Source organism: Polaromonas sp. P1_H6, from assembly GCF_056405195.1.
In genome coordinates this window covers 1-22,279 of sequence record NZ_JBFUCN010000005.1, presented here as the reverse complement: position 1 = coordinate 22,279, position 22,279 = coordinate 1, and the positions used below count along the sequence as shown (strand labels likewise).

The following is a 22,279-nucleotide window of genomic DNA, read 5'->3' as shown; positions in this document are numbered from 1 at the left end:
TTCGCTAGAGGTGCATGGCAAAATTTGCGCACCCCATGAAAGTCGCCGAGAAGTTCCTGAAATGCCTGCTTGGCGCTTTGCTGATGGGGCTTGCCGCCAACACCCTGGCCGCGTCCTTGGGCCGCATGCGCGGCGCGGCCATCGTTGGGCACCCACTCGACGTCACCCTGTCCGCGCAACTGGACGGCGCTGAAAACTCCGGCTCCGCTTGCGTGTCCGCTGATGTGTTTTTCGGCGACAGCCAGGTTTTCCCTGACAGGATACGCACCACGATCTCGCCGGGTGCCGGCGCTGGTGAAATCCTGATTCGCATCCGCACGACTTCCGCGCTGGATGAGCCGGTCGTGACGATCCATGCACGCGAAGGGTGCCAGCAAAAGAATTCGCGCAAGTACGTCCTGTTGGCCGAGATGCTGGGCGACAACATGGCCCCGATGCCTTCGGTCCTTCCGCAAGCGGCGGCTGCGGCAAGCTCGGTACAGTTTCGCCCGGCAGCGCCATCCCGCTCCGGGACATCGAGGGCGAAGCCGGAACCCCGCGCCGGGATGGCCTCTTCACTGGCCACACCGCCGGTCCGCGCGGCAGGCAAGCCTCCGGCGCCGGTGCGTCAATCGCGGGCACGACTGCAACTGGCCCCGATTGACCTCACCGTCGAACGCGATCCGGTGCTTCGTTCATCGCCGGAACTGCTGACGCCGCCTTCCACCGATGCCCAGCAACGCGCCTCCGCAGCCGCCTTGTGGCAGGCTTTGAATGCCCAGCCGCAAGACCTAGTTCGCGACGGCCAGCGCCTCAAGTCCCTGGAGTCCGACGTGGCCGCCATGCTGGCGCAAAGCCGCAAAACCGAACAGGTCGTGACGCAGTTGCAGGGCCAGCTGGAGCAGGCGCGCCAGGAGCGTTACAGCAACTGGCTGGTGTATGCCCTGGGCGCTGTCCTGCTGTTCGCGCTGCTGGCAGCCGGCTTTTTATGGAGGCGCAACCGGCAGCACGCGCTGCGCTTGAGCCATGGTCCCTGGTGGGACAAGAATGATGGACAGAGCGATTTTGCGGTTTATGCAGGGCCGGCGTCCGGGCACCCCGGCACTGAACCGGCACACGAAGAGCGCCCGCCCAAGCCCGTGGTGGACCTCGACCTGGATGCGCTTCATTTCGAAAGCACGCGCAAGCTGCCTGCGTCCAGGCCGGCTGAATCTGCTGATCGCCCGGAATTCCTGCCCAGCCTGGGCGGCTTGAGCGGCATGCCCCGTATCGTCAATGCCGAAGAGCTTTTTGATGTCCAGCAGCAGGCGGATTTTTTCCTCTCGCTGGGCCATCCCGACAAGGCGGTGGATGTCCTGCGCCTGCACATCATGGACAACGTGGAGACGAGCGCGCTGGTCTATCTGGACCTGTTCGACCTCTACCACAGCCTGGGACGCAGGGACGACTATGACGCATTGCGCAAGGACTTCCACCGGATGTTCAATGCTCAGGTGCCGGCCTTCGATGACTATGCGATAGACACGCACGGCCTGGAGTTCTATGTGGAGGCCCTCACGCGCATTGAGTCGCTGTGGCCGACGCCCAAGGTGCTGGACGTCCTGGAAGAATCCATCTTCCGCAAGCCCGATTCGCGCAACGAGGTTTTCAGCCTTGCGGCTTATCGCGAACTGCTGCTGCTTCACTCCATTGCCAAGAAGCTTATTTCCCGCCCTGGACAGCCGGAAGAGAAGGGCGGCGAGCCTGCTCTGCCTTCCGCCCTGGATGTGCCGGCCGCCTTGCCGCAAACGACCAGTTTTGGCCCGACCAATATCCTGCCCTTGTCAGCCCGGTTTCAGGCACCGCCTCCGCCGCTTGCCGCCGTGGTTCCCAGCGCTGTGGCGGCTGCCCTTTCCACGGAAATCGCATTGACGCCCGACCTGACGCGGCCCCCGGTTTCACCGAGGCTGGGGCTGGACATTGACTTGAGCCAGGACGTGGGCGGCGCGCTTGAACCGCTGCCGGTCATCGTAGCGATGGACGCCGAGGCCGAAGCCGGAGACTTCGGCAATCTCATCGAGTTCGATCTCGATGGCCCGGTCGCGGCACCGGCCCGGAACGCCTAGTTCCCGGCGGTTTCGGCCCCCGCCTTGGGGGCAAGGTATACCTAGCGCCGTACTTGCAGGGCGCCGGGGTTCACGATGTTGGTGGGCGTGCCCTTGATGAAATTGACCACGTTGTCGAAGGCCGCGCCGAAGTAGAGCTCATAACTGTCTTGCTCCACGTAGCCGATATGCGGTGTGCAGATGCAGTTCTCCAGGCGAAGCAGGGCATGGCCCTGCAGAATGGGCTCGGATTCAAACACGTCGATCGCCGCCAGGCCTGGGCGGCCGCGGTTGAGCGAGGCAATCAGGGCTTCGGGTTCTATCAGCTCGGCGCGCGAGGTGTTGACCAGCAAGGATGTGGTTTTCATGCGCGACAGGTCTTCGAGTGTGACGATGCCGCGCGTTTCGTCGTTCAGCCGCAGGTGCAGGCTCAACACATCGCTTTGTTCAAAAAACTCGGCCTTGCTGTCGGCGATCTCGTAGCCATCGGCCTGGGCCCGTTCACGCGAGGCATCGCGGCCCCAGATGATGACCCGCATGCCGAAGGCCCGGCCGTAGCCGGCCACGATCTGCCCGATCTTTCCGTAGCTCCAGATGCCCAGGGTCTTGCCCTTGAGGACCGAACCTATGCCGAAATTCGGCGGCATGGAGGCCGACTTGAGGCCCGCCTGCTGCCAGGCCCCGTGCTTGAGGTGGGCCACGTAGTGGGGAATGCGGCGCATGGCGGCCATGACCAGTGCCCAGGCCAGTTCCGCCGGCGCCGTGGGTGATCCGGTGCCTTCTGCCACCGCGATGCCGCGCTCGGTGCAGGCGGCAACGTCGACGTGGCTTCCGACGCGGCCGGTCTGCACGATCAGTTTGAGCTTGGGGAGTTTTTCAATGACCTGCCGGTTGAGCTGGGTCCGTTCCCGGATAAGGACGATGACGTCGGCATCCTTGAGCCGGACGGACAGCTGGCCTATGCCTTTGACGGTGTTGGTGTAGACCTTGGCGGGGTAGGCCTCAAGTTTGGCAGCGCAGTTCAGTTTTCGCACTGCGTCCTGGTAGTCGTCGAGGATCACAATATTCATGCCGATATTGTGCCTGCAAGATTTTTCTTCCTCGCGGGAAGGGCTACCCGAATGCTTGCATTTTGTATCGCAAGGAAACCTGTCGAGGCATTTCAGTCCTGCCGTGGCGCACCGGGCGGGCTCATTGACCTTCACGCAGCCGGGAAATAGCCCCCTCAGAGCGGGCGAGAGCGGGCAGGGCCTTTCTATTGCAAGGCGGCCTCGCGCTGGGCCATGCGCTCAAGCTCCGCGCAGACGTCGGCCATGCGGCCGGAGATAACCATGCGGCCGGCGCAAGCCGGGCCGACATTGGCGTCGAATTCGCGCACGATGCGCAGGCGGCTGGGCGTGGGGTTGCGGGGCCTTGCCTTGCCGGCTTGGGTGGCTTCGCGCGGCGCAACGGCGACACCCGAGGAAAAAGGTAATGCCAGCTGGCCGGCCGCGCGCTGGGCACGCATAGGTGTGGAAAAACGGCTGGCCCTGCTGTGCTGTGCGGGCACAAACCAGGCTGCCAGCGCCTGCACGGGAGCCAGCAGGAGAGACAGAAGGGGTGAATGTGAAAAACTGACGATTCCCATGATGAACTCCTGTATGAGAGAGGTTTACACAGGCAGGATTTCGGACCGGCTACAGCCGGCAGGGCCGCTGCACCAGGGTGTTGGCCATACAGCCAAACGCCCGCCACCTGGTGCGTGGCCGGATTGGAAGGCTTACATCAGCATGGTGTTGCGTATCAAACCGACGGCCAGGCCTTCGAGTTCAAACGGCTCACCGGGCTCGACCACAATGATGTTGAAGTCGGGGTTTTCGGGCAAAAGCTCGATCAGATTCTTGTTGCGGCGAAAGCGTTTGACGGTGACTTCATCGCCGAGACGGGCCACGACGATCTGGCCGTTCTTGGCTTCCTTGGCCTGTTTGACGGCCAGCAGGTCGCCGTCCATGATGCCGACGTCGCGCATGCTCATGCCGCGAACCTTGAGCAGGTAGTCGGGCTGGCGCTGGAACAGGCTGCTTTCAAAATAATAGGTTTGCTCGATATGTTCCTGCGCGAGAATCGGGCTGCCAGCAGCAACCCGCCCTACCAAAGGTAGGGCGAGCTGGGCCAGGCTTTGCAACGGCAGGGAAAACTGTTTGGTGCGCGATTCGTTGATGGAACGCAGGGTGTCGCCGCGCAGGCGTATGCCGCGTGAGGTGCCGCTGACGAGTTCAATGACGCCTTTGCGGGCCAGCGCCTGCAGGTGCTCTTCGGCGGCGTTGGCGGACTTGAAACCCAGTTCATTCGCGATTTCGGCGCGGGTTGGGGGTGCGCCGGTGCGGGCAATGGCGCTCTGGATCAGTTCCAGGATTTGTTGCTGGCGCGCCGTGAGCTTGGGACCTTCGGAGGGAAAATGCGGGAAATCAGCGAGGATGCTCATGGCGGGACTCCTATAGTTCTTCAGAGTTAAAGGCAGAGTTGAGGGCTGCAAACCGTTTGCCTGCCGTCGACCTGTTTTAATATCCAGTACCTGTATTTTCATCCAGTTTTTAAAAGATTGCAAGATCACTTTCCATGCATCCTCAAAATATTGTGATTCTGGGCACCGGCGGCACGATCGCCGGCCGGGCTGCCAGTGTGTCGGACAACATCGGTTACACCGCCGCCCAGGTGGGCGTTGAGGAGTTGCTGGCCGCCATCCCCGCCCTGGCGCAGGCCGGCACCGTGCTGACGGAGCAGGTGGCGCAGGTTGATAGCAAGGACATGAGTTTTGCGGTGTGGGCCAAGCTGGCCGCGCGCGTCAGCCATTACCTCGCGCAGCCCGACGTCCAGGGCATCGTCATCACCCACGGCACCGATACGCTGGAGGAAACCGCTTTTTTTCTGCAAGCGCTGTTGGCGCCGGCCAAACCCGTGGTGCTGACTTGCGCAATGCGCCCGGCCACGGCGCTGGTTCCTGATGGGCCGCAAAACTTGCTGGATGCGGTGGCCGTGGCGCGCCACGCGGGAGCGCAGGGCGTGGTCGCGGTGTGCGCCGGCGTCGTCCACGGTGCGGCGGACGTCCAGAAGGCGCATACCTACCGGCTTGACCCTTTCAGTTCGGGCGACGCCGGACCCATCGGCTATGTGGAGGAAGGGCGGCTGAGGCAGTTGCGCAGTTGGCAGCAAGCTCAGGCGGGCCGCGCGCAGGCCGCTGCACAAACCATCGCCAGCCTGGCCAGCACCGCCGTGCCCCGTGTCGAAATCCTCATGAACCATGCCGGCGCCGGCGGCGCCATCGTGCAGGCCTTGCAGGCGCAGGGCGTGCAAGGATTGGTGGTGGCCGGCACCGGCAACGGCAGCCTGCACCACGAACTGGAGGCTGCCTTGCTGAAGGCGCAAGCCGCGGGCGTCAAGGTCATTCGCGCCAGCCGCTGTACCGCCGGACGGGTGCTGCCGACCCCGGCTGACGCAATTCCGGATTCAGAAGGCCTGAGCCCGGTCAAGGCCAGGGTCCAACTGATCCTGCAACTGCTGGCCTGATCACCCGAGCCCGGTAGCGCTGGCGCACCGGGTTCCACCCCATTCCTTTTGAACTTTCGCGGACGACCTTCCATGCAAACCCCGTACGAACTCGGCAACCAGAACCAGACCACGACCTGGGATGCCTGCATCCGGTTTTACGAAGCGCTGGCGCTGCGCTGCCCCGGCGTCCTGCAGTTTTCGCAGATTGGCGTTTCCGACGCCGGCGTGCCCCTCCACGCGGGCATCGTGAGCGCCGACGGCGTGTTTGACCGTGAGCAGATCCGGCAAGCGGGGCGCGCTGTCTTTTTCAACAACAACGGCATCCACCCCGGCGAGCCCGAAGGCGTAGATGCCTGCATGGCGCTGGTGCGCGACCTGTGCCTGGAGCCCGAGCGCCTGGCCGCGCTGGGCAGCACGGTCTACCTGTTCATCCCGGTCTACAACGTCGACGGCAGCTGCAACCGTGGTGATGCCAGCCGCGTCAACCAGGACGGGCCGGAGGCCTTCGGCTTTCGCGGCAACAGCCTGCACCTCGACCTGAACCGCGACTTCATCAAGTGCGACAGCCTCAACGCGCAGCTGTTCAACCGCTTCTTCACGGCCTGGGACCCGGACGTGATGGTTGATACCCACACTTCCAACGGCGCTGACTACAGCTACACCATGACGCTGATCCACACCCAGGCCGACAAGCTGGGCGGCGGCCTGGGCGCGTTCCTGCGGGAGCGCATGCTGCCGGTGATTTACCAGGGCATGGAGGCGCGCGGCTGGCCGACCTGTCCCTATGTGAATCCCGTGCATGTGAGCCCGGACCAGGGGATTGCCGATTTCCTGGAGGTGCCGCGGTTCTCGACCGGCTATGCGGCGCTGAACCACACCATAGGCTTCATGCCCGAGACCCATATGCTCAAGCCCTTCAAGGATCGCTATGAGTCCATGCGCGCGCTGCTGGATGTGACGCTGGCGTTCACGGTGGCGAACGCGCCGGAGATCCAGGCGCTGCGGCGGCAGGCCCGGCAAGCGGCGGGCGGCAGGACGCATTGGCCTGTCCGCTGGAAGCTCGATGAAACCCGCCGCTCGCGCCTGCGTTTCAAGGGCTATGCAGCGCTGCGCTCGCCCAGCTTGCTGGGCGACTACCAGCGCCTGTCTTACGACAGAGACCAGCCCTGGGAGCGCGAGATCGACTACTTCACGCACTTCTCGGAAGAAGTTTCCGTGCCCGCGCCCCTGGCCTACGTCGTCCCGCAAGCCTGGCGCGCCGTGATTGAACGCCTGGACTGGAATGGCGTTCGTATGGAGCGCCTGGGCGCAGCCCGCACGGTTCAGGCTCAGGTCAGCCGTATCAAGAGCGTCCAAAGCCGCGCCGGCGCCTATGAAGGCCACATGTTCCATGACGAGGTCAGGCTGGAGACCAGCCTGGAGGCCGTCGAACTGCAGGCCGGCGACTGGTGGGTGCCGCTGGACCAGGACAAGGCCCGTTATGCCGTCGAAACGCTAGAGCCACAGGCGCACGACAGCTTCTTCCGTTGGGGATTTTTCAACAGCATCCTCGAAAAGAAAGAGCATTTCTCGGACTACGTCTTCGAAGACCTGGCGCTGCAGCTGCTCAAGGACGAGCCTGCGCTACGCGCGCGTTTTGAGCAGTGGAAGGCGGCCAACCCCCAACTGTTGTCGGATCCCCAGCAGGTCCTGGGCTTTATCTTCGAGAACTGCGCGCGCCACGCCGAGCCGCAATGGCGCCGCTATCCGGTGCTGTCGATTTTTGAGCGCCCATGAAAAAAGCCGTCGGAAGACGGCTTTTTTGTGAACCTGCGAGGGCCTAAGCGGACAGAGCTTCGAGGGCGCGCGCCGTGATCTGGTCTACCGTGCCCATGCCGCTGATGGCGCGGTACTTGGGTGCGGCGTCGGGCGCGACCTTGGCCCAGCCGGAGTAGTAGTCCACCAGCGGGCGGGTCTGGGCGCTGTAGACCTCCAGCCGCTTGCGCACGGTTTCTTCCTTGTCGTCTTCGCGCTGGATCAGCGGCTCGCCGGTCACATCGTCCTTGCCCTCAACCTTGGGCGGGTTGAATTTGACATGGTAGGTGCGGCCCGAGGCGGGGTGCGAGCGGCGTCCGCTCATGCGCTCAATGATGGCCTCGAAGGGCACGTCGATTTCCAGCACATAGTCGAGTTTGACACCCGCCGACTTCATCGCGTCGGCCTGGGGGATGGTGCGAGGGAAACCGTCGAACAGAAAGCCCTTCGCGCAATCGGACTGGGCAATACGTTCCTTCACGAGGTTGATGATCAGGTCATCGCTGACCAGCGCGCCGGCATCCATGATTTTTTTGGCTTCAATTCCCAGAGGTGTGCCGGCCTTGACGGCCGCGCGAAGCATGTCGCCGGTGGAAATCTGGGGGATGCCGTACTTCTGGCAGATGAAGGTCGCTTGCGTCCCCTTGCCCGCGCCAGGCGCGCCCAACAATATCAGTCTCATGGATGTCCTCGGATTTTATGAATTCGTGAAGCCAACCCCGGGCCGGCGCGCCGGTTACCGATGGGGTTGCTTGGGGCAGGTGTGAAGGGTTGCCAGCGCGTCCTGCAGGCCTTCCACTTGCGTTTTTCCCAAGGATAGCATGCACCCCTGACAGCACCTTACAGGCAAGGGCTTCCCGGCGGGAAGGCGCGCTCAGGTAAACAGCTTGCGGGCGCGGTCCAGGTCTTCTGCGGTGTCGACGCCCGGGCCGGGCGCGTCGTCGGTGATGTGCACGGCGATGCGGTGGCCATGCCACAGGGCGCGCAGCTGCTCCAGTTGCTCGAGCTGCTCCAGCGGCGCCTGGGGAAGGCGGGGAAACTCCCGCAGAAAACCCACGCGGTAGCCGTAGATGCCTACATGGCGCAGCGGCTTGGGCAGCGTGCTGCCGGTTTCCCACCAGGCCTGGCCGGCGAAGTCGCGGCCCGCCGGAATCGGTGAGCGGCTGAAGTAGAGCGCGGTGTGGCGGGCATCCAGCACCACCTTGACCACGTTCGGGTTCTGCAGGTCGGCCAGCTGGCCTATGGGGTGCGCCGCAGTGCTCATGGCGCAGTCGAGCCGTTCGTTGAGCAGGCTCGCCACGGCGTTGATCAGCGCCGGGGCTATCAGCGGCTCGTCGCCCTGGACGTTGACCACGATGTCCTCATCCGCCAGGCCCAGCACGCCGCAGGCTTCGGCCAGCCGGTCGCTGCCGCTGGGGTGGTCGACGCGGGTCAGCACGGCCGAGACGCCGAAGGACGCGCATCTTTCAATGATTTCCTGGCTGTCGGTTGCGACGACGGTGCGCAAGGCCGCGCTTTGCATGGCGCGCTGGGCAACGCGCACAACCATGGGGGCGCCGCCTATGTCGGCCAGCGGCTTGTTGGGAAGGCGGGTGGAGGCCAGCCGGGCCGGGATCAGGACAGTGAAGCTCACAGGCCCAGCTCTTCGTCGGTCATGGTGCGTGCTTCGCTTTCCAGCAGCACGGGCAGGCCGTCGCGCACGGGGTAAGCCAGCCGGGCGCTGCGGGAGAGCAGTTCCTGTTTTTCCCGGTCGTAGTCAAGCGGGCCTTTGGTCACGGGGCAGACCAGCAATTCAAGCAGTTTGGTGTCCATGTTTCGATGGTAATGGAGAAAGCAGGGGCGCCAGCAGTGCGTCAAAGGCGGCGAAAAAGGCCGGTTCAGGCGAAAACACCAGGGGCACGGCCAGCAGGTCCAACCCGGCGGCGCCCGGCAGGGCAAACAGCTTGACGGCGTCCTTTTCGGTGCACAGCACGGTCCGGCCTCGCAGCCCAGCCAGGTCGGCCTCGCTGAAGACATGGTGGTCGGGCAGGGTGATGGTGGCTTCCAGCGTCAGGCCGCGGTCCTCCAGCATGCCGAAAAACGCCTGTGGATTGGCGATGCCCGCCAGCGCCGTCACCGGCCGGCCGCGCAAGCCGGCCAGCGCGACCCGGTCGCCGCCGGGTGACCAGGCGTCTTCCGCCAGTTGCCGGCTGGAGGTGAAGCCTTCGAAGGCGGGTTTTTGCCCGGTATGGAGCACAAGGTCCAGGCCATGACGTTTGCGCCCGGGCCAGGGTTCGCGCAGCGGGCCGGCCGGCAGCAGCCAGCCATTGCCGGCGCCACGGTCGTCAAATGCGGCGATTTCGATGTCGCGCTGCAGGGCGTAATGCTGCAGGCCGTCGTCGCACAGCACCACGGCCGTCTCGGGGTGGACGGCCAGCAAGGCCCGCAGTGCTTCGGTGCGCTTGTCCGCTACAAAAACCGGCAAGCCGGTCAGCCTGTGGATCAGGGCCGGTTCGTCGCCGGTTTGCGCGAGCGGCGCGGTGGGCGTGACCTCGACGCAGTCCGAACCGGAGCGCCCATAGCCGCGCGACACCACGCCCACCGCAATATGCCGCGCCTGGAGATGCCTGACAAGGGCGATTACCAAGGGGGTTTTGCCGGCCCCGCCGGCGACCACATTGCCGACCACCACAACGGGAACCTTGAAACGCTCGGACCGCAGGAGGCCGTGGCGGTACAGGGCCCGGCGCAGGCGCACCAGCAGGCCGTATAGCTGAGCCAGCGGCCAGAGCAGGCATGCCAGCGCCCCACGGGTGAGCCAGGCGTTCTGCAGAAGGTGTTTCACGGCCGTTTCGCGGGGGAGGGCGGCTGTTGCGGCCGGGAGTGGCCAGGGGCTTATTTCGCCCCGCCCATCGCGGCGCTCTGTGTGGCAAAAGTGATTTGTGTGAGGCCCTGGCGGCGCGCCGCCTCCATGACGGTGATGACCGCCTGGTGCGTGGCGCTGGCGTCGGCACTGATGATGATGACGCTCTCCTTGCCAGCCTTGGCCGCCTCGGCCAGCGCGGTGCCCAGCGCCTCGATGCCGCGGCCTTCGACCAGGGTCTTGTTCACCATGTAGCGGCCGTCGCTGCTCACCGCGACAATGACTTCCTTGGGATAGTCGCGTTGCTGCTCGGCGTCGGCTACCGGCAACTTGACCTGGAGCTCGGTGAACTTGCTGTAGGTGGTGGACAGCATCAGGAAGATCAGCACCACGAGCAGCACGTCGATGAAGGGGATCAGGTTGATCTCCGGTTCGTCGTGGGGATGCGGGCGGAAGTTCATTTGCGGAGAGTATTGAGGTGGCGGACGAAGCGCTCGGCGGCCAGTTCCATGCTCAGCAGGTAGCCATCCACGCGGGCCCGGAAATAGCGCCAGAAGATCAGCGCTGGAATGGCCACCATCAGGCCGAAAGCCGTGTTGTAGAGCGCGATCGAAATACCGTGCGCCAGCTGCGCCGGGTTGCCGCCGGTCGCGCCGCCGACACCGCCGCCGCCCGCCTGGGAGCCGAAGATTTCAATCATGCCGATCACCGTGCCCAGCAGGCCCAGCAGCGGGGCGGCGGAGGCGATGGTCGCCAGGGCCGCGAGGTAGCGCTCCAGCTTGTGCGCCGCCTGGCGCCCGGCGCCTTCGAGGATGGAGCGCAGATCGTCCTCGCTGATGCGTGGGTTGGTGTTCAGCGCGCGAAAGCCGCTGGCCAATACTTCACCGAGCACCGAGTTCTGCTCGAGCTGCGCGACGACGTCGGGCGAAGGAATGGACGCGCGGGAGACGGTGATGGCTTCGTCAAGCAGCTTGGGGGGCGCGACTTTGCGGATTTTGAGGCTGGTGAAACGCTCGATAACCAGGGCGAGAGCCAAGACGGAACAGGCAACCAAGGGCCAGATCGGCCAGCCTGCGGCTTGTATGATCGAAAACAATGCACATCTCCAAGCAGATAATTTGTGGTGGATTATGGCTTACAGATACTGCAGCGCCGCGCGATGCGCGGCGCATCCACCACGAATGTTTTCAATATCCGGTTTTTGTCAGACGTAGCCCACAGAAGTTGTGGATAACTTTGTGAGCAAGTGAGGGCGGTGCGCCCGCCAAGCCGCGTCAAATCGTGAATATGACAAAACGATGAAAATTTGAGCAGAATTAAGTTATTCAAAATCAATGAGTTACACGAATTTATCGCGTCATCCGCAGGGAACAGGGTCTTTCACCCATGCGGGACGGCGCTCTGTGGAGTACTGCCCCCGCGAAATCAAGGGGTTTGGCCGTGTTTGAGCCAGCGGCGCGTCCCGAGAGGCCGTTTCCGGCCGGACGCGAGGCGGGTGTGCGTATCTGGCCGGTGGGCTCCCTGCTGCGCGCGATTGCGGACAGCCTGGAGGCGCGCTTCAACCCGGTAGCGGTGCAGGGCGAAATCAGCGGGTTTTCGCGGGCGGCCAGCGGCCATTGCTATTTTTCCCTCAAGGATGAGCAGGGCCAGATCCGCTGCGCCATGTTTCGCCGCGCGGCCGGTTTGCTCGATTTCGCCCCGCGGGACGGCCAACTGGTGGAGCTGCGCGGCCGCTTGGGCGTGTATGAACCGCGCGGCGAGCTGCAGTTGGTGGTGGAATCCATGCGTCAGGCCGGGCAGGGCAACCTGTTCGAGCAGTTCCTGCAGCTCAAGGCCAAGCTGGAGGCTGAGGGCCTTTTCGAGCAGGGCCGCAAGCGCCCCTTGCCCCTGTTGCCGCGTGCGATCGGCGTCGTCACCTCGCTGGGCGCCGCGGCCCTGCATGACGTGGTGAGCGCGCTGCAGCGGCGTGTGCCGCACATCCCCGTGGTGGTCTACCCGGCCAGCGTGCAGGGCGCGCAGGCTGCGGGCGAATTGCGCGAGGCCCTCCATAAGGCCTACCAGAGGCGCGCCCAGGACCGGGTTGACGTCCTGCTGCTGGTGCGCGGCGGCGGCGCTATGGAAGACTTGTGGGCCTTCAATGACGAACAGCTCGCGCGGGCCATCGTGGCCTCGCCGGTGCCGGTGGTCAGCGGCGTGGGCCATGAAACCGACTTCACCATCGCCGACTTTTGCGCCGACGTGCGCGCGCCGACGCCCACCGCTGCTGCCGAGCTGTGCGCGCAGCCGCAAAGCACCTGGCTCAGCGCACTGGATCTGGCCTTGTCGCGCCTGCAGAACGGCGTGGACCGTCAGCTGCAATCACACAACCAGCGCCTGGACTGGGCGGCGTCCCGGGTCAGCCGGCCGTCACATTTGGTGACTCGCCAGCATGCGCGCCTGGCCGGTTTGGGGCAGGGCCTGAATCACGCCGTACGCTCTGCCCTGCAGCACGAGCGGCTCAAGCTGCAGTCCCTGGCGAGCGAGTTTCCTCGCGAAGTGGAGGGCAGCCTGCGGCGCGGCCGGCAGCGCCTGGAACGCGCGCAATTGCGGCTGGAATTGCTGGACCCGAAACTGGTCCTCAAGCGCGGTTATGCCTGGCTGGCCGATCTGCAGGGCCAGCCGATCACCAGCCCCGAGACGACGCATGAAGGCCAGCCCGTGCGCGCTACCCTTGCCGGCGGCGAGGTCGATTTGACCGTCACGGCGCGCCGCCTGATTTAGTTTTTACAATGGCCCAGACAGCGTTCACAACCGAATAACAGTTTATTCATCACCACGAGGAAAATCATGGAACACAAGCTCCCACCACTCCCTTACCCGATCGACGCGCTGGCGCCGCACTACAGCCAGGAAGCCTTTGAGTACCACCATGGCAAGCACCACAACGCTTACGTGGTGAACCTCAACAACCTGCAAAAAGGCACCGAGTTCGAAGCCATGACGCTCGAAGAGATCGTCAAAAAATCCAGCGGCGGCGTTTACAACAACGCGGCCCAGATCTGGAACCACACCTTTTTCTGGAGCTGCATGAAGCCCGCCGGCGGCGGTGAACCCAGCGGCGCGCTGGCTGCGGCCATCAACGCCAAATTCGGCTCCTATGCCGCCTTCAAGGAGGCTTTCGTCAAGTCCGCCGTGGGCAATTTCGGCTCCGGCTGGACCTGGCTGGTTAAGAAGGCCGACGGCACGGTGGACATCGTCAACACCGGCCCGGCCGGCACCCCGCTGACCACCGCCGACAAAGCTCTGCTGACGGTCGACGTCTGGGAACACGCCTACTACATCGACTACCGCAACCTGCGCCCCAAGTTCGTTGAAACTTTCCTGTCCAACCTGGTCAACTGGAGTTTCGCGGAAGCCAACTTCGCCTGATTGATGCTGCCGGCGCACTCAGCGCCCGTAAAAAAGCCGACCTCAAGTCGGCTTTTTTTGCTTTCGGGCAGGCGGAAAAATCAGCGCCTGGCTTCAAACGGGGGCCCGCCCAGCTTGCTGCCGGCCTTGATGCCCTTCTGGGCAAACCAGCCCTTGTTCATTTCCAGGACGTAGCGCACCGGCTTGGCGGAGCAATGGGGGTCCGTGGTTTGCGGCTTCATGTCAGCCAGGTTCACGATGGTGCCGTCGTCCGCCACGAATGCCGCCGTTAGGGGCAGCAAGGTGTTTTTCATCCAGAAACACTGCTGGCTGGGCTGCTCGAACACGAAGATCATGCCTTCCTGGTGCGGCATCTCCTTGCGGAACATCAGGCCGATTTGCCGCTGCTCGGGCGTAAGGGCCACCTGTGCATCAATCAGGTGCATGCCGGCAGACAGCTTGACGCGCTGCAGGTTCATCTGCGGCGCCTCCTGGGCCGAAGCGCGCAGCGGGGAGAGCAGGGCGGCCAGGGCCAAGGCGCTGGCCAGGATCTGGAATACCTTGCCCAAAGAATGGGCGCCAGGTTTGGAAAACATAAAGTCACCACGCATGAAGTTGATCTGCCAGCATAAACGACGCGCATAAAAATGCCCGCACGCGGCGGGCATTTTGACCGAAGTCACCAGGAATTACTTCTTGGCTTCAGCTTTCTTGGCGACAGCGGCGTCAGCCTTTGCCTTCTTGGCGGCAGCGGCTTCAGCTTTCTTGGCTGCGGCGGCTTCAGCTTTTGCTTTCTTTTCAGCAGCGGCTTTTTCTTTCTTGGCGGCCTTGGCGGCAGCTTTTTCTTCCTTGGTCATCTTGGCTGGCTTGGCTTCAGCCTTGGCAGCTGCGGCGGGAGCGGCAGCAGGTGCTGGAGCGGCTGCAGCAGCGGGAGCGGCAGCAGGCTTGGCAGCAGGAGCTTGTGCGTATGCACCAACGGCGAAGAGGCCAGCGATCAAAGCAGCGAGGATTTTGTTCATTTGGAATTTCCTTGATAACGTTATTGGAAAAAATACCCCGAACTTCTCGGAGGCCCTACCGTAACGGAGCCCCTTCCCCGGCCGTTGACACAAGCCCCCAAATTCTTTTGCTCCCTGGATTTACGGCTAGAATTTAGGGGTTTTTACCTAACTGCTACAGGGCGTACCTTCCACGCCTCAGCGCTCACCGGAGACTTTCCTACATGTACCAGCACATCAAGGTGCCTTCCCAAGGCCAGAAAATCACTGTCAACGCCGACAACTCCCTGAACGTCCCTGACGAACCCGTCATTCCGTTCATCGAAGGCGACGGCACCGGTGCCGACATCACGCCGGTCATGTTGAAGGTGGTTGATGCTGCTGTTGCCAAAGCCTATGGCGGCAAGAAGAAGATCCATTGGATGGAAGTGTTTGCCGGTGAAAAGTCCACCAAGGTCTACGGCCCCGACGTGTGGCTGCCCGAAGAAACCCTGCACGCCGTGCGCGACTACGTCGTCTCGATCAAAGGCCCGTTGACGACGCCCGTGGGCGGCGGCATCCGCAGCCTGAACGTCGCGCTGCGCCAGGAACTCGACCTCTACGTCTGCCTGCGCCCCATCCAGTACTTCAAGGGCGTTCCTTCCCCGGTCAAAGAGCCTGAAAAGACCCACATGGTCATCTTCCGCGAGAACTCGGAAGACATCTACGCCGGCATCGAATTCGAATCCGGCAGCGACAAGGCCAAAAAGCTCATCAAGTTCCTGCAGGACGAGATGGGCGTCAAGAAGATCCGCTTCCCGAACACCTCGGGCATCGGCATCAAGCCGGTTTCCAGCGAAGGCACCGAGCGCCTGGTGCGCAAGGCCATCCAGTACGCTATCGACAACGACAAGCCCAGCGTGACCATCGTGCACAAGGGCAACATCATGAAGTTCACCGAAGGCGGCTTCCGTGACTGGGCCTACGCCCTGGCCAAGAAGGAATTCGGCGCGGTGGAAATCGACGGCGGCCCATGGATGAAGTTCAAGAACCCGAGGACCGGCAAGGAAATCACCGTCAAGGACAGCATCGCCGACGCCTTCCTGCAGCAGATCCTGTTGCGCCCCGCTGAATACAGCGTGATCGCCACCCTGAACCTGAACGGCGACTATGTGTCCGACGCGCTGGCGGCCCAGGTCGGCGGCATCGGCATCGCCCCCGGCGCCAACCTGAGCGACACCGTCGCGATGTTTGAAGCCACCCACGGCACGGCGCCCAAGTACGCCGGCAAGGACTACGTCAATCCCGGTTCCGAAATCCTCTCGGCCGAAATGATGCTGCGCCACATGGGCTGGACCAAGGCTGCCGACCTGATCATCAGCTCGATGGAAAAGTCCATCGAGTCCAAGAAGGTCACCTATGACTTCGCCCGCCTCATGGAAGGCGCGACCCAGGTCAGCTGCTCCGGTTTCGGCCAGGTCATGATCGACCACATGTAAAGCGCCTAAGCGGGCCCAGCCCTCTATTCTGAAGCCGCCCGGGAGCAATCCCGAGGCGGTTTTTTCATGTCCGCGAAATAAGCAAAAAATCACGCTTGAATGTCGCGTTCCCGCCACCAATTTCCCTAACAGGCGCACTGGGTTATATCGGTGGCTAGAATGAATTCCATGGCAACCAAGTCTCCCAAAACCCCAAACACTCCGGTGCAGCATCCGGTACCAGCCGTCAGGCCGGACAACGGAGGGGATTCGGTCGTGCTGGAGCGCCGGCCGCAAAAGACCAAACCGCCGCAGATGTACCAGGTCGTCCTGCTCAACGACGACTACACCCCCATGGAGTTCGTGGTGGTGGTGATCCAGGAGTTTTTTAACAAGGACCGGGAAACCGCCACGCAGATCATGCTGAAGATCCACCTGGACGGCAAAGGCGTCTGCGGGGTTTTCTCCAGGGATGTGGCCGCCACCAAGGTCGACCAGGTCACCGAAGCCGCCCGCAAGAACGGCCATCCGCTGCAGTGTGTCAGCGAGCCCATTGAATAATTGCAAATCCGGCCAATATTCGAGCTATAAGTCAGTTAAGTAACCCAAGCAAGCCGAAAGGAAGATCAATGATTGCCCAGGAATTAGAAGTCAGCTTGCACATGGCGTTTGTCGAGGCGCGCCAGCAGCGCCACGAGTTCATCACCGTTGAGCACCTCCTGCTTGCCTTGCTGGACAACCCCAGTGCCGCCGAAGTGCTGCGAGCCTGCTCCGCCAATGTCGACGATTTGCGCAAGTCGCTCGCCAACTTCATCAAGGACAACACCCCGCAGGTGGCGGGCACCGATGATGTCGACACGCAGCCCACGCTGGGCTTCCAGCGCGTGATCCAGCGCGCCATCATGCACGTGCAGTCCACCGGCAACGGCAAGAAGGAAGTCACCGGCGCCAACGTGCTGGTCGCCATCTTCGGCGAGAAAGACTCGCACGCCGTGTATTACCTCCACCAGCAGGGCGTCACCCGCCTGGACGTGGTGAACTTCATCGCCCACGGCATCAAGAAGAGCGATCCGCCCGAGCCCGCCAAGGCCGGCGAGAGCGCGGCCGAGAACGAAGAGGGCGCCGAGAAGAACGAAAAGGCCTCTCCGCTCGAGCAGTTCACCGTCAACCTGAACCAGCTCGCCAAGGACGGCAAGATCGACCCGTTGATCGGCCGCCAGTACGAGGTCGAGCGCGTCATCCAGATCCTCTGCCGCCGCCGCAAGAACAACCCGCTGCTGGTCGGCGAGGCCGGCGTGGGCAAGACCGCCATCGCCGAGGGCCTGGCCTGGCGCATCACGCAAAAAGACGTGCCCGAGATCCTGGCCGAAGCCAATGTGTATTCGCTCGACATGGGCGCCTTGCTCGCGGGCACCAAATACCGCGGCGACTTCGAGCAGCGCCTCAAGGGCGTGCTCAAGGCGCTGAAGGACAAGCCCAACGGCATCCTCTTCATCGACGAGATCCACACCCTGATCGGTGCCGGCGCGGCCTCGGGCGGCACGCTGGACGCGTCCAACCTGCTCAAGCCCGCGCTCAGCTCGGGCCAGCTCAAGTGCATTGGCGCGACCACCTTCACCGAATATCGCGGCATCTTCGAAAAAGACGCGGCCCTGTCGCGCCGTTTCCAGAAGGTCGACGTGGTCGAGCCCACGGTGCAGGAAACCGTGGACATCCTCAAGGGCCTGAAGTCGCGCTTTGAAGAGCACCACAGCGTCAAGTACGCCGTGGCGGCCCTGCAGGCCGCGGCGGAGCTCAGCGCCAAGTACATCAACGACCGCCACCTGCCCGACAAGGCAATTGACGTGATCGATGAAGCCGGCGCCGCCCAGCGCATCCTGCCCGCGTCCAAACGCAAGAAGATCATCACCAAGGCCGAGGTCGAAGAGATCGTGGCCAAGATCGCCCGCATCCCGCCCGCCAACGTCTCCAACGACGACCGCGGCAAGCTCAAGACGCTGGAACGCGACCTCAAGAGCGTGGTCTTCGGCCAGGACAAGGCGCTCGACGTGCTTTCGTCAGCCGTCAAGATGGCGCGCTCGGGCCTGGGCAAGGACGACAAGCCCATCGGCTCCTTCCTGTTCTCCGGCCCCACGGGCGTCGGCAAGACGGAAGCCGCCAAGCAACTGGCCTACATCATGGGCATTGAGCTGATCCGCTTCGACATGTCCGAGTACATGGAGCGCCATGCCGTGAGCCGCCTGATAGGCGCGCCCCCGGGCTACGTCGGTTTCGACCAGGGCGGCTTGCTGACCGAGGCCATCACCAAGAAGCCGCACGCGGTGCTGCTGCTCGACGAGATCGAAAAGGCGCACCCGGACATCTTCAACGTGCTGCTGCAGGTCATGGACCACGGGACGCTGACGGACAACAACGGGCGCAAGGCCGATTTCCGCAATGTCATCATCGTCATGACCACCAACGCCGGTGCCGAGACGATGAACAAGGCGACCATCGGCTTTACCAATCCGCGCGAGTCCGGCGACGAGATGGCCGACATCAAGCGCCTGTTCACGCCCGAGTTCCGCAACCGCCTGGATGCGACCGTGAGCTTCAAGGCGCTCGACGAAACCGTCATCCTGCGCGTGGTTGACAAGTTCCTGCTGCAGCTCGAGACCCAGCTGGCCGAGAAGAAGGTTGAGGTCACCTTCACCGACACGCTGCGCAAGTACCTCGGCAAGAAGGGCTTCGACCCGCTGATGGGCGCACGCCCGATGCAGCGCCTGATCCAGGACACGATTCGCCGCGCCCTGGCCGACGAACTGCTGTTCGGCCGCCTGATGGACGGCGGGCGCCTCACGGTCGACATGAAAGTGACGGCCGACGAAAAAGGCGTGGAAACTGGCGAGGTCGAACTCGACATCCAGCCGCTGCCCAAGAAAGAGGGCAAGGCCAAACCCGAAGCCGAAGCGGCTGAGACCAACTGAGGGCTTGGCAGGCGCTGATTTTTCAGCACCCACCCAAAAGGCCGGTAGCATCACGCTATCGGCCTTTTTTCATGCCCGCCAGCGCCGCCAACCCCTTCAAATCCTGTCTTGACGCTTCCCGAACTCAGCTCCGAATGGAAAACCGGCCTTTCCCTGGCCTGGAGCGCCTACATCGCGGTGCTGTCCATCTGGATCGTGATGCAAAAGCGCGCCCCGGTGTCCACCATGAGCTGGATACTGTCGCTGGCCTTGCTGCCTTTCGCGGGCTTTGTCGTCTATTACTTCCTCGGGCCCCAGCGCCTGAAAAAGCAGCGTCTCAAGCGCCTGCGCAGCCGTGCCGGCGAGCGCGCGGGCGCGGACCTGGCCTTGCTGCGCGAGGCCGCGGAAATGGCGCCCGCGGCCCTGCGGCAGATGGCCGCGCTGGGCACCGCCGCCTGCGGCTTGCCGGTATCCAGCGCGACCTCGGTCGAGCTGCTCTCGGGCGGCGCCCGCACCTTTGACCGCATCTTCGAGGCGGTGCGCGAGGCCCGCGACCACGTCCACCTCGAGTACTACATTTTCGAGCCCGACCAGATCGGCACCCAGCTGCGCGACCTGCTGGTGCAAAAAGCCGGGGAGGGCGTCACGGTGCGGCTGCTGGTCGACGCGTTGGGCTCCAAGCGCCTGGGCAGCAGCTTCCTGGCGCCGCTGCTGGCCGCCGGAGGCCAGGTCGCGTTTTTCCACGACACCCGCATAGGCCGGCGGCTGCGCCCGGTGACCAACTACCGCACGCACCGCAAGATCGTGGTCTGCGACGGCAGCATAGGCTTTACCGGCGGCGTCAACATCACCGACGAAGAAGACCGGCGCACCCGCAGCGACGCCTACCACGATGTGCACCTGCGCATAGAAGGCAGCGCCGTGCGCTGGCTGCAGACCACCTTCCTCGAGGACTGGGCCTATACCACCGGCGAGTCCCTGAACGACGGGCAGCGCGCCTTGCCGCAGCTGTTGCCGCGGCTGCAGCCCGAAGCCGAGGCCGGCGAGATACCGGTGCAGATCGTCACCAGCGGGCCCGACACCACGCTGGAGCCCATACACCGCATGCACGTGGCGGCCATCAACGCCTCTTGCCAGCGCGCCTGGCTGACCACGCCGTACTTCGTGCCCGGCGAGCCCGCGCTGATGGCGCTGACCAGCGCCGCACTGCGCGGCGTCGACGTGCGCCTGCTGGTGCCGCGCCGCAGCGACAGCCTGATCGTCAGCGCCGCCGCGCGCTCCTACTACGACGAGCTGATCGCCGCCGGCGTCAAGGTCTGGGAATACAAGGCCCGCATGCTGCACTCCAAGACCCTGGTGGTCGACGACCACTGCGCCATGGCCGGCACTGCCAACTTCGACAACCGCAGCTTCCGCCTGAACTTCGAGGTCATGGCGGTGGTCTACGGCCCGGCGCTGGCCGGGCCGCTGGCCGAGCAGTTTGAAACCGACCTGCGCAGCGCCGCCGCCGTGCGCGCCCACAGGCCGCAGCGCTTTTTGGTACGGCTGGCCGACGCCACCGCGCGGCTGTTTTCCCCCTTGCTTTAACCATCCTTCCGAGAAGCTTCATGGCCTCCCACACCTTTCTCTGGCACGACTACGAGACTTTCGGCATCAACCCCCGGCGCGACCGTCCCGCGCAGTTCGCCGGCATACGCACCGACGCCGAACTCAATGAAATCGGCGAGCCGCTGATGCTCTACTGCAAACCCGCCAACGACTATCTGCCCGACCCGGAGTCCTGCCTGCTCACCGGCATCACGCCGCAGCTGTGCCTGGAGCGCGGCGTGGCCGAGCACGAATTCGCCGCCCGCATCGAGGCCGTGCTGGCCGAGCCCGGCACCATAGGCGTGGGTTACAACACCATCCGCTTTGACGACGAGGTCACACGCCACCTGTTCTGGCGCAACCTCATCGACCCCTATGCGCGCGAGTGGCAGAACGACTGCGGCCGCTGGGATCTGCTGGACGTGGTGCGCATGGCCTATGCGCTGCGGCCCGAAGGCATCACCTGGCCGCGCAAGCCCGACGAGCGCTTTCCCGACGACCCGAAGGCGACCCGGCCCAGCTTCAAGCTCGAAGACCTGGCGCGCGCCAACGGCCTGATGCATGACGCGGCGCACGATGCGTTGTCCGACGTGCGCGCCACCATCGCGCTGGCCCGGCTGATCCGCCAGGCGCAGCCCAAGCTCTTCGACTTTGCCTTGAGCCTGCACAAGAAGGACCGCGTCGCCGCCGAACTCGGCCTGCCCACCAGCCCGCAGACGGCCCAGCCCTTTCTGCACATCTCGGGCATGTTCCCGCCCGAGCGCGGCTGCCTGGGCGTCATGTGGCCGCTGGCCACCCATCCCACCAACAAGAACGAACTGCTGGCCTGGGACCTGTCGCAAGACCCCAGCGAGCTGCCGCTGCTGGACGTCGCCACGCTGCGCCAGCGCCTCTTCAGCAAATCCGCCGACCTGCCCGAGGGCGTGCAGCGCCTGCCCATCAAGTCGGTGCACCTCAACAAGTCGCCCATGGTGGTGCGCAAACTCGCCACCCTGACGCCCGAGATGGCGGCCCAGTGGGGCGTGGACATAGACGCCGCCCTGCGCAACGCCGAAAAAGCCGCCGGCCTGCCCGACATGAGCGCCATCTGGCCGGAAGTCTTTCAGCGCCCCAAAGAAGGCACGCCCGACGTCGATGAAGACCTCTACGGCGGCTTCATCAACAACACCGATCGGCGCCGCCTGAACCAGCTGCGCGCGCTATCGCCCGCAGAACTCGCCCACAGCCGAACCGGTTTTGACGACGACAGGCTCGAAGAAATGCTGTTCCGCTACCGCGCCCGCAATTTCCCCGAGACCCTGTCGCCCGAGGACGCCGAGCGCTGGGAGGCGCACCGCGTCGCCTGGCTGCTCGAAGGCGAGGGCGGGGCGCGCAATGTGGATGCGTTGTTCGCGCGGATCGACACGCTCTCGGAAACTGCCGACGAACGGGGGGAAGGGATTTTGGGCTCGCTTTATGAATATGCGGAGTTTGTGGCGCCAGAGGTTTAGGTGCCGGGTCTTGCGCCGGCAGGCGCCGCTCCCTCTGTTCTCTCTTCTAAGTTCTGCTGGCCGGGGGTTGCCCGGCAGCAAGTAACTTTCTTTTGCTTCGCMAAAAGAAAGTCACCAAAGAAAAGGCGACCCGCAGTCTGGGTCCCTACGCTTCGCTTCGGGCAACCTGCGGTGCTCGACTACGGCGG

Annotated in this window: 21 protein-coding genes; 10 read left to right on the top strand and 11 right to left on the bottom strand. The window is 63.9% G+C overall.

Annotated elements, in window-relative coordinates:
* Positions 1-14: 14 nt before the first annotated feature.
* Positions 15-2,084 (top strand): type IV pilus assembly protein FimV, encoded by a 2,070-nt coding sequence (locus tag AC1D1F_RS06205; protein WP_477696391.1) that lies wholly within the window; start codon positions 15-17, stop codon positions 2,082-2,084.
* Positions 2,085-2,125: 41 nt separating this feature from the next.
* On the opposite strand, the gene AC1D1F_RS06200 is transcribed toward AC1D1F_RS06205, so the two are convergent.
* The 3 genes from AC1D1F_RS06200 to lexA form a co-directional block, all read right to left on the bottom strand.
* The gene (locus AC1D1F_RS06200) at positions 2,126-3,133 is read right to left on the bottom strand and encodes a D-2-hydroxyacid dehydrogenase family protein (protein ID WP_477651980.1); all 1,008 of its coding nucleotides are present in this window, start codon (positions 3,131-3,133) and stop codon (positions 2,126-2,128) included.
* A gap of 185 nt (positions 3,134-3,318) precedes the next feature.
* Positions 3,319-3,690 (bottom strand): hypothetical protein, encoded by a 372-nt coding sequence (locus AC1D1F_RS06195; RefSeq protein ID WP_477678655.1) that lies wholly within the window; start codon positions 3,688-3,690, stop codon positions 3,319-3,321.
* 132 nt (positions 3,691-3,822) lie between these two features.
* Positions 3,823-4,527, bottom strand: a complete 705-nt coding sequence (gene lexA, locus AC1D1F_RS06190; RefSeq protein ID WP_436154473.1) for a transcriptional repressor LexA — start codon at positions 4,525-4,527, stop codon at positions 3,823-3,825.
* 134 nt (positions 4,528-4,661) lie between these two features.
* Here lexA and AC1D1F_RS06185 point away from each other — a divergent pair, with 134 nt between their 5' ends.
* Together AC1D1F_RS06185 and AC1D1F_RS06180 are read left to right on the top strand one after the other, a co-directional pair.
* Complete coding sequence (locus tag AC1D1F_RS06185) at positions 4,662-5,609, top strand: asparaginase (protein ID WP_477678654.1); 948 nt, start codon at positions 4,662-4,664, stop codon at positions 5,607-5,609.
* A gap of 72 nt (positions 5,610-5,681) precedes the next feature.
* Positions 5,682-7,367 (top strand): M14 family zinc carboxypeptidase, encoded by a 1,686-nt coding sequence (locus AC1D1F_RS06180; protein WP_477678653.1) that lies wholly within the window; start codon positions 5,682-5,684, stop codon positions 7,365-7,367.
* 43 nt (positions 7,368-7,410) lie between these two features.
* On the opposite strand, the gene adk is transcribed toward AC1D1F_RS06180, so the two are convergent.
* From adk to AC1D1F_RS06150, 6 genes are all read right to left on the bottom strand, one after another.
* Positions 7,411-8,067, bottom strand: a complete 657-nt coding sequence (gene adk, locus AC1D1F_RS06175) for an adenylate kinase (protein ID WP_477678652.1) — start codon at positions 8,065-8,067, stop codon at positions 7,411-7,413.
* Between the two features lie 192 nt (positions 8,068-8,259).
* Complete coding sequence (gene kdsB / locus AC1D1F_RS06170) at positions 8,260-9,018, bottom strand: 3-deoxy-manno-octulosonate cytidylyltransferase (protein ID WP_477679101.1); 759 nt, start codon at positions 9,016-9,018, stop codon at positions 8,260-8,262.
* Positions 9,015-9,197, bottom strand: a complete 183-nt coding sequence (locus tag AC1D1F_RS06165; protein WP_477651974.1) for a Trm112 family protein — start codon at positions 9,195-9,197, stop codon at positions 9,015-9,017. The genes kdsB and AC1D1F_RS06165 overlap by 4 nt, the downstream gene beginning before the upstream one ends.
* Positions 9,178-10,209: a tetraacyldisaccharide 4'-kinase gene (gene lpxK, locus AC1D1F_RS06160; protein ID WP_477697239.1), complete on the bottom strand. Its 1,032-nt coding sequence runs from the start codon at positions 10,207-10,209 to the stop codon at positions 9,178-9,180. The genes AC1D1F_RS06165 and lpxK overlap by 20 nt, the downstream gene beginning before the upstream one ends.
* Positions 10,210-10,259: 50 nt before the next feature.
* Positions 10,260-10,688, bottom strand: a complete 429-nt coding sequence (locus tag AC1D1F_RS06155) for an ExbD/TolR family protein (protein WP_477679100.1) — start codon at positions 10,686-10,688, stop codon at positions 10,260-10,262.
* Entirely contained in the window at positions 10,685-11,323 is a 639-nt protein-coding gene (locus AC1D1F_RS06150) for a MotA/TolQ/ExbB proton channel family protein (RefSeq protein WP_436154481.1), read from the bottom strand. The genes AC1D1F_RS06155 and AC1D1F_RS06150 overlap by 4 nt, the downstream gene beginning before the upstream one ends.
* Positions 11,324-11,667: 344 nt before the next feature.
* Here AC1D1F_RS06150 and xseA point away from each other — a divergent pair, with 344 nt between their 5' ends.
* Both xseA and AC1D1F_RS06140 read left to right on the top strand, forming a co-directional pair.
* Entirely contained in the window at positions 11,668-12,987 is a 1,320-nt protein-coding gene (gene xseA / locus AC1D1F_RS06145; protein ID WP_477697240.1) for an exodeoxyribonuclease VII large subunit, read from the top strand.
* Between the two features lie 66 nt (positions 12,988-13,053).
* Positions 13,054-13,635, top strand: coding sequence for a superoxide dismutase (locus AC1D1F_RS06140; protein WP_477678536.1), 582 nt, complete (start codon positions 13,054-13,056; stop codon positions 13,633-13,635).
* An 80-nt stretch (positions 13,636-13,715) separates the two neighbouring features.
* On the opposite strand, the gene AC1D1F_RS06135 is transcribed toward AC1D1F_RS06140, so the two are convergent.
* Positions 13,716-14,210 (bottom strand): DUF192 domain-containing protein, encoded by a 495-nt coding sequence (locus AC1D1F_RS06135; RefSeq protein ID WP_477700673.1) that lies wholly within the window; start codon positions 14,208-14,210, stop codon positions 13,716-13,718.
* A gap of 93 nt (positions 14,211-14,303) precedes the next feature.
* The gene (locus AC1D1F_RS06130; RefSeq protein WP_477678534.1) at positions 14,304-14,633 is read right to left on the bottom strand and encodes a cell envelope biogenesis protein TolA; all 330 of its coding nucleotides are present in this window, start codon (positions 14,631-14,633) and stop codon (positions 14,304-14,306) included.
* A 203-nt stretch (positions 14,634-14,836) separates the two neighbouring features.
* Here AC1D1F_RS06130 and icd point away from each other — a divergent pair, with 203 nt between their 5' ends.
* The 5 genes from icd (at position 14,837) to sbcB (ending at position 22,091) form a co-directional block, all read left to right on the top strand.
* Positions 14,837-16,090: an NADP-dependent isocitrate dehydrogenase gene (gene icd, locus AC1D1F_RS06125; protein ID WP_477651967.1), complete on the top strand. Its 1,254-nt coding sequence runs from the start codon at positions 14,837-14,839 to the stop codon at positions 16,088-16,090.
* A gap of 168 nt (positions 16,091-16,258) precedes the next feature.
* On the top strand, positions 16,259-16,630 hold the full coding sequence (clpS, locus tag AC1D1F_RS06120) for an ATP-dependent Clp protease adapter ClpS (RefSeq protein WP_477678533.1): 372 nt from the start codon (positions 16,259-16,261) through the stop codon (positions 16,628-16,630).
* A gap of 68 nt (positions 16,631-16,698) precedes the next feature.
* Positions 16,699-19,035, top strand: a complete 2,337-nt coding sequence (gene clpA, locus AC1D1F_RS06115; protein WP_477651965.1) for an ATP-dependent Clp protease ATP-binding subunit ClpA — start codon at positions 16,699-16,701, stop codon at positions 19,033-19,035.
* Between the two features lie 108 nt (positions 19,036-19,143).
* Positions 19,144-20,601: a cardiolipin synthase gene (gene cls / locus AC1D1F_RS06110; protein WP_477678791.1), complete on the top strand. Its 1,458-nt coding sequence runs from the start codon at positions 19,144-19,146 to the stop codon at positions 20,599-20,601.
* 20 nt (positions 20,602-20,621) lie between these two features.
* Positions 20,622-22,091, top strand: a complete 1,470-nt coding sequence (gene sbcB / locus AC1D1F_RS06105) for an exodeoxyribonuclease I (protein ID WP_477697527.1) — start codon at positions 20,622-20,624, stop codon at positions 22,089-22,091.
* Positions 22,092-22,279 lie beyond the last annotated feature (188 nt).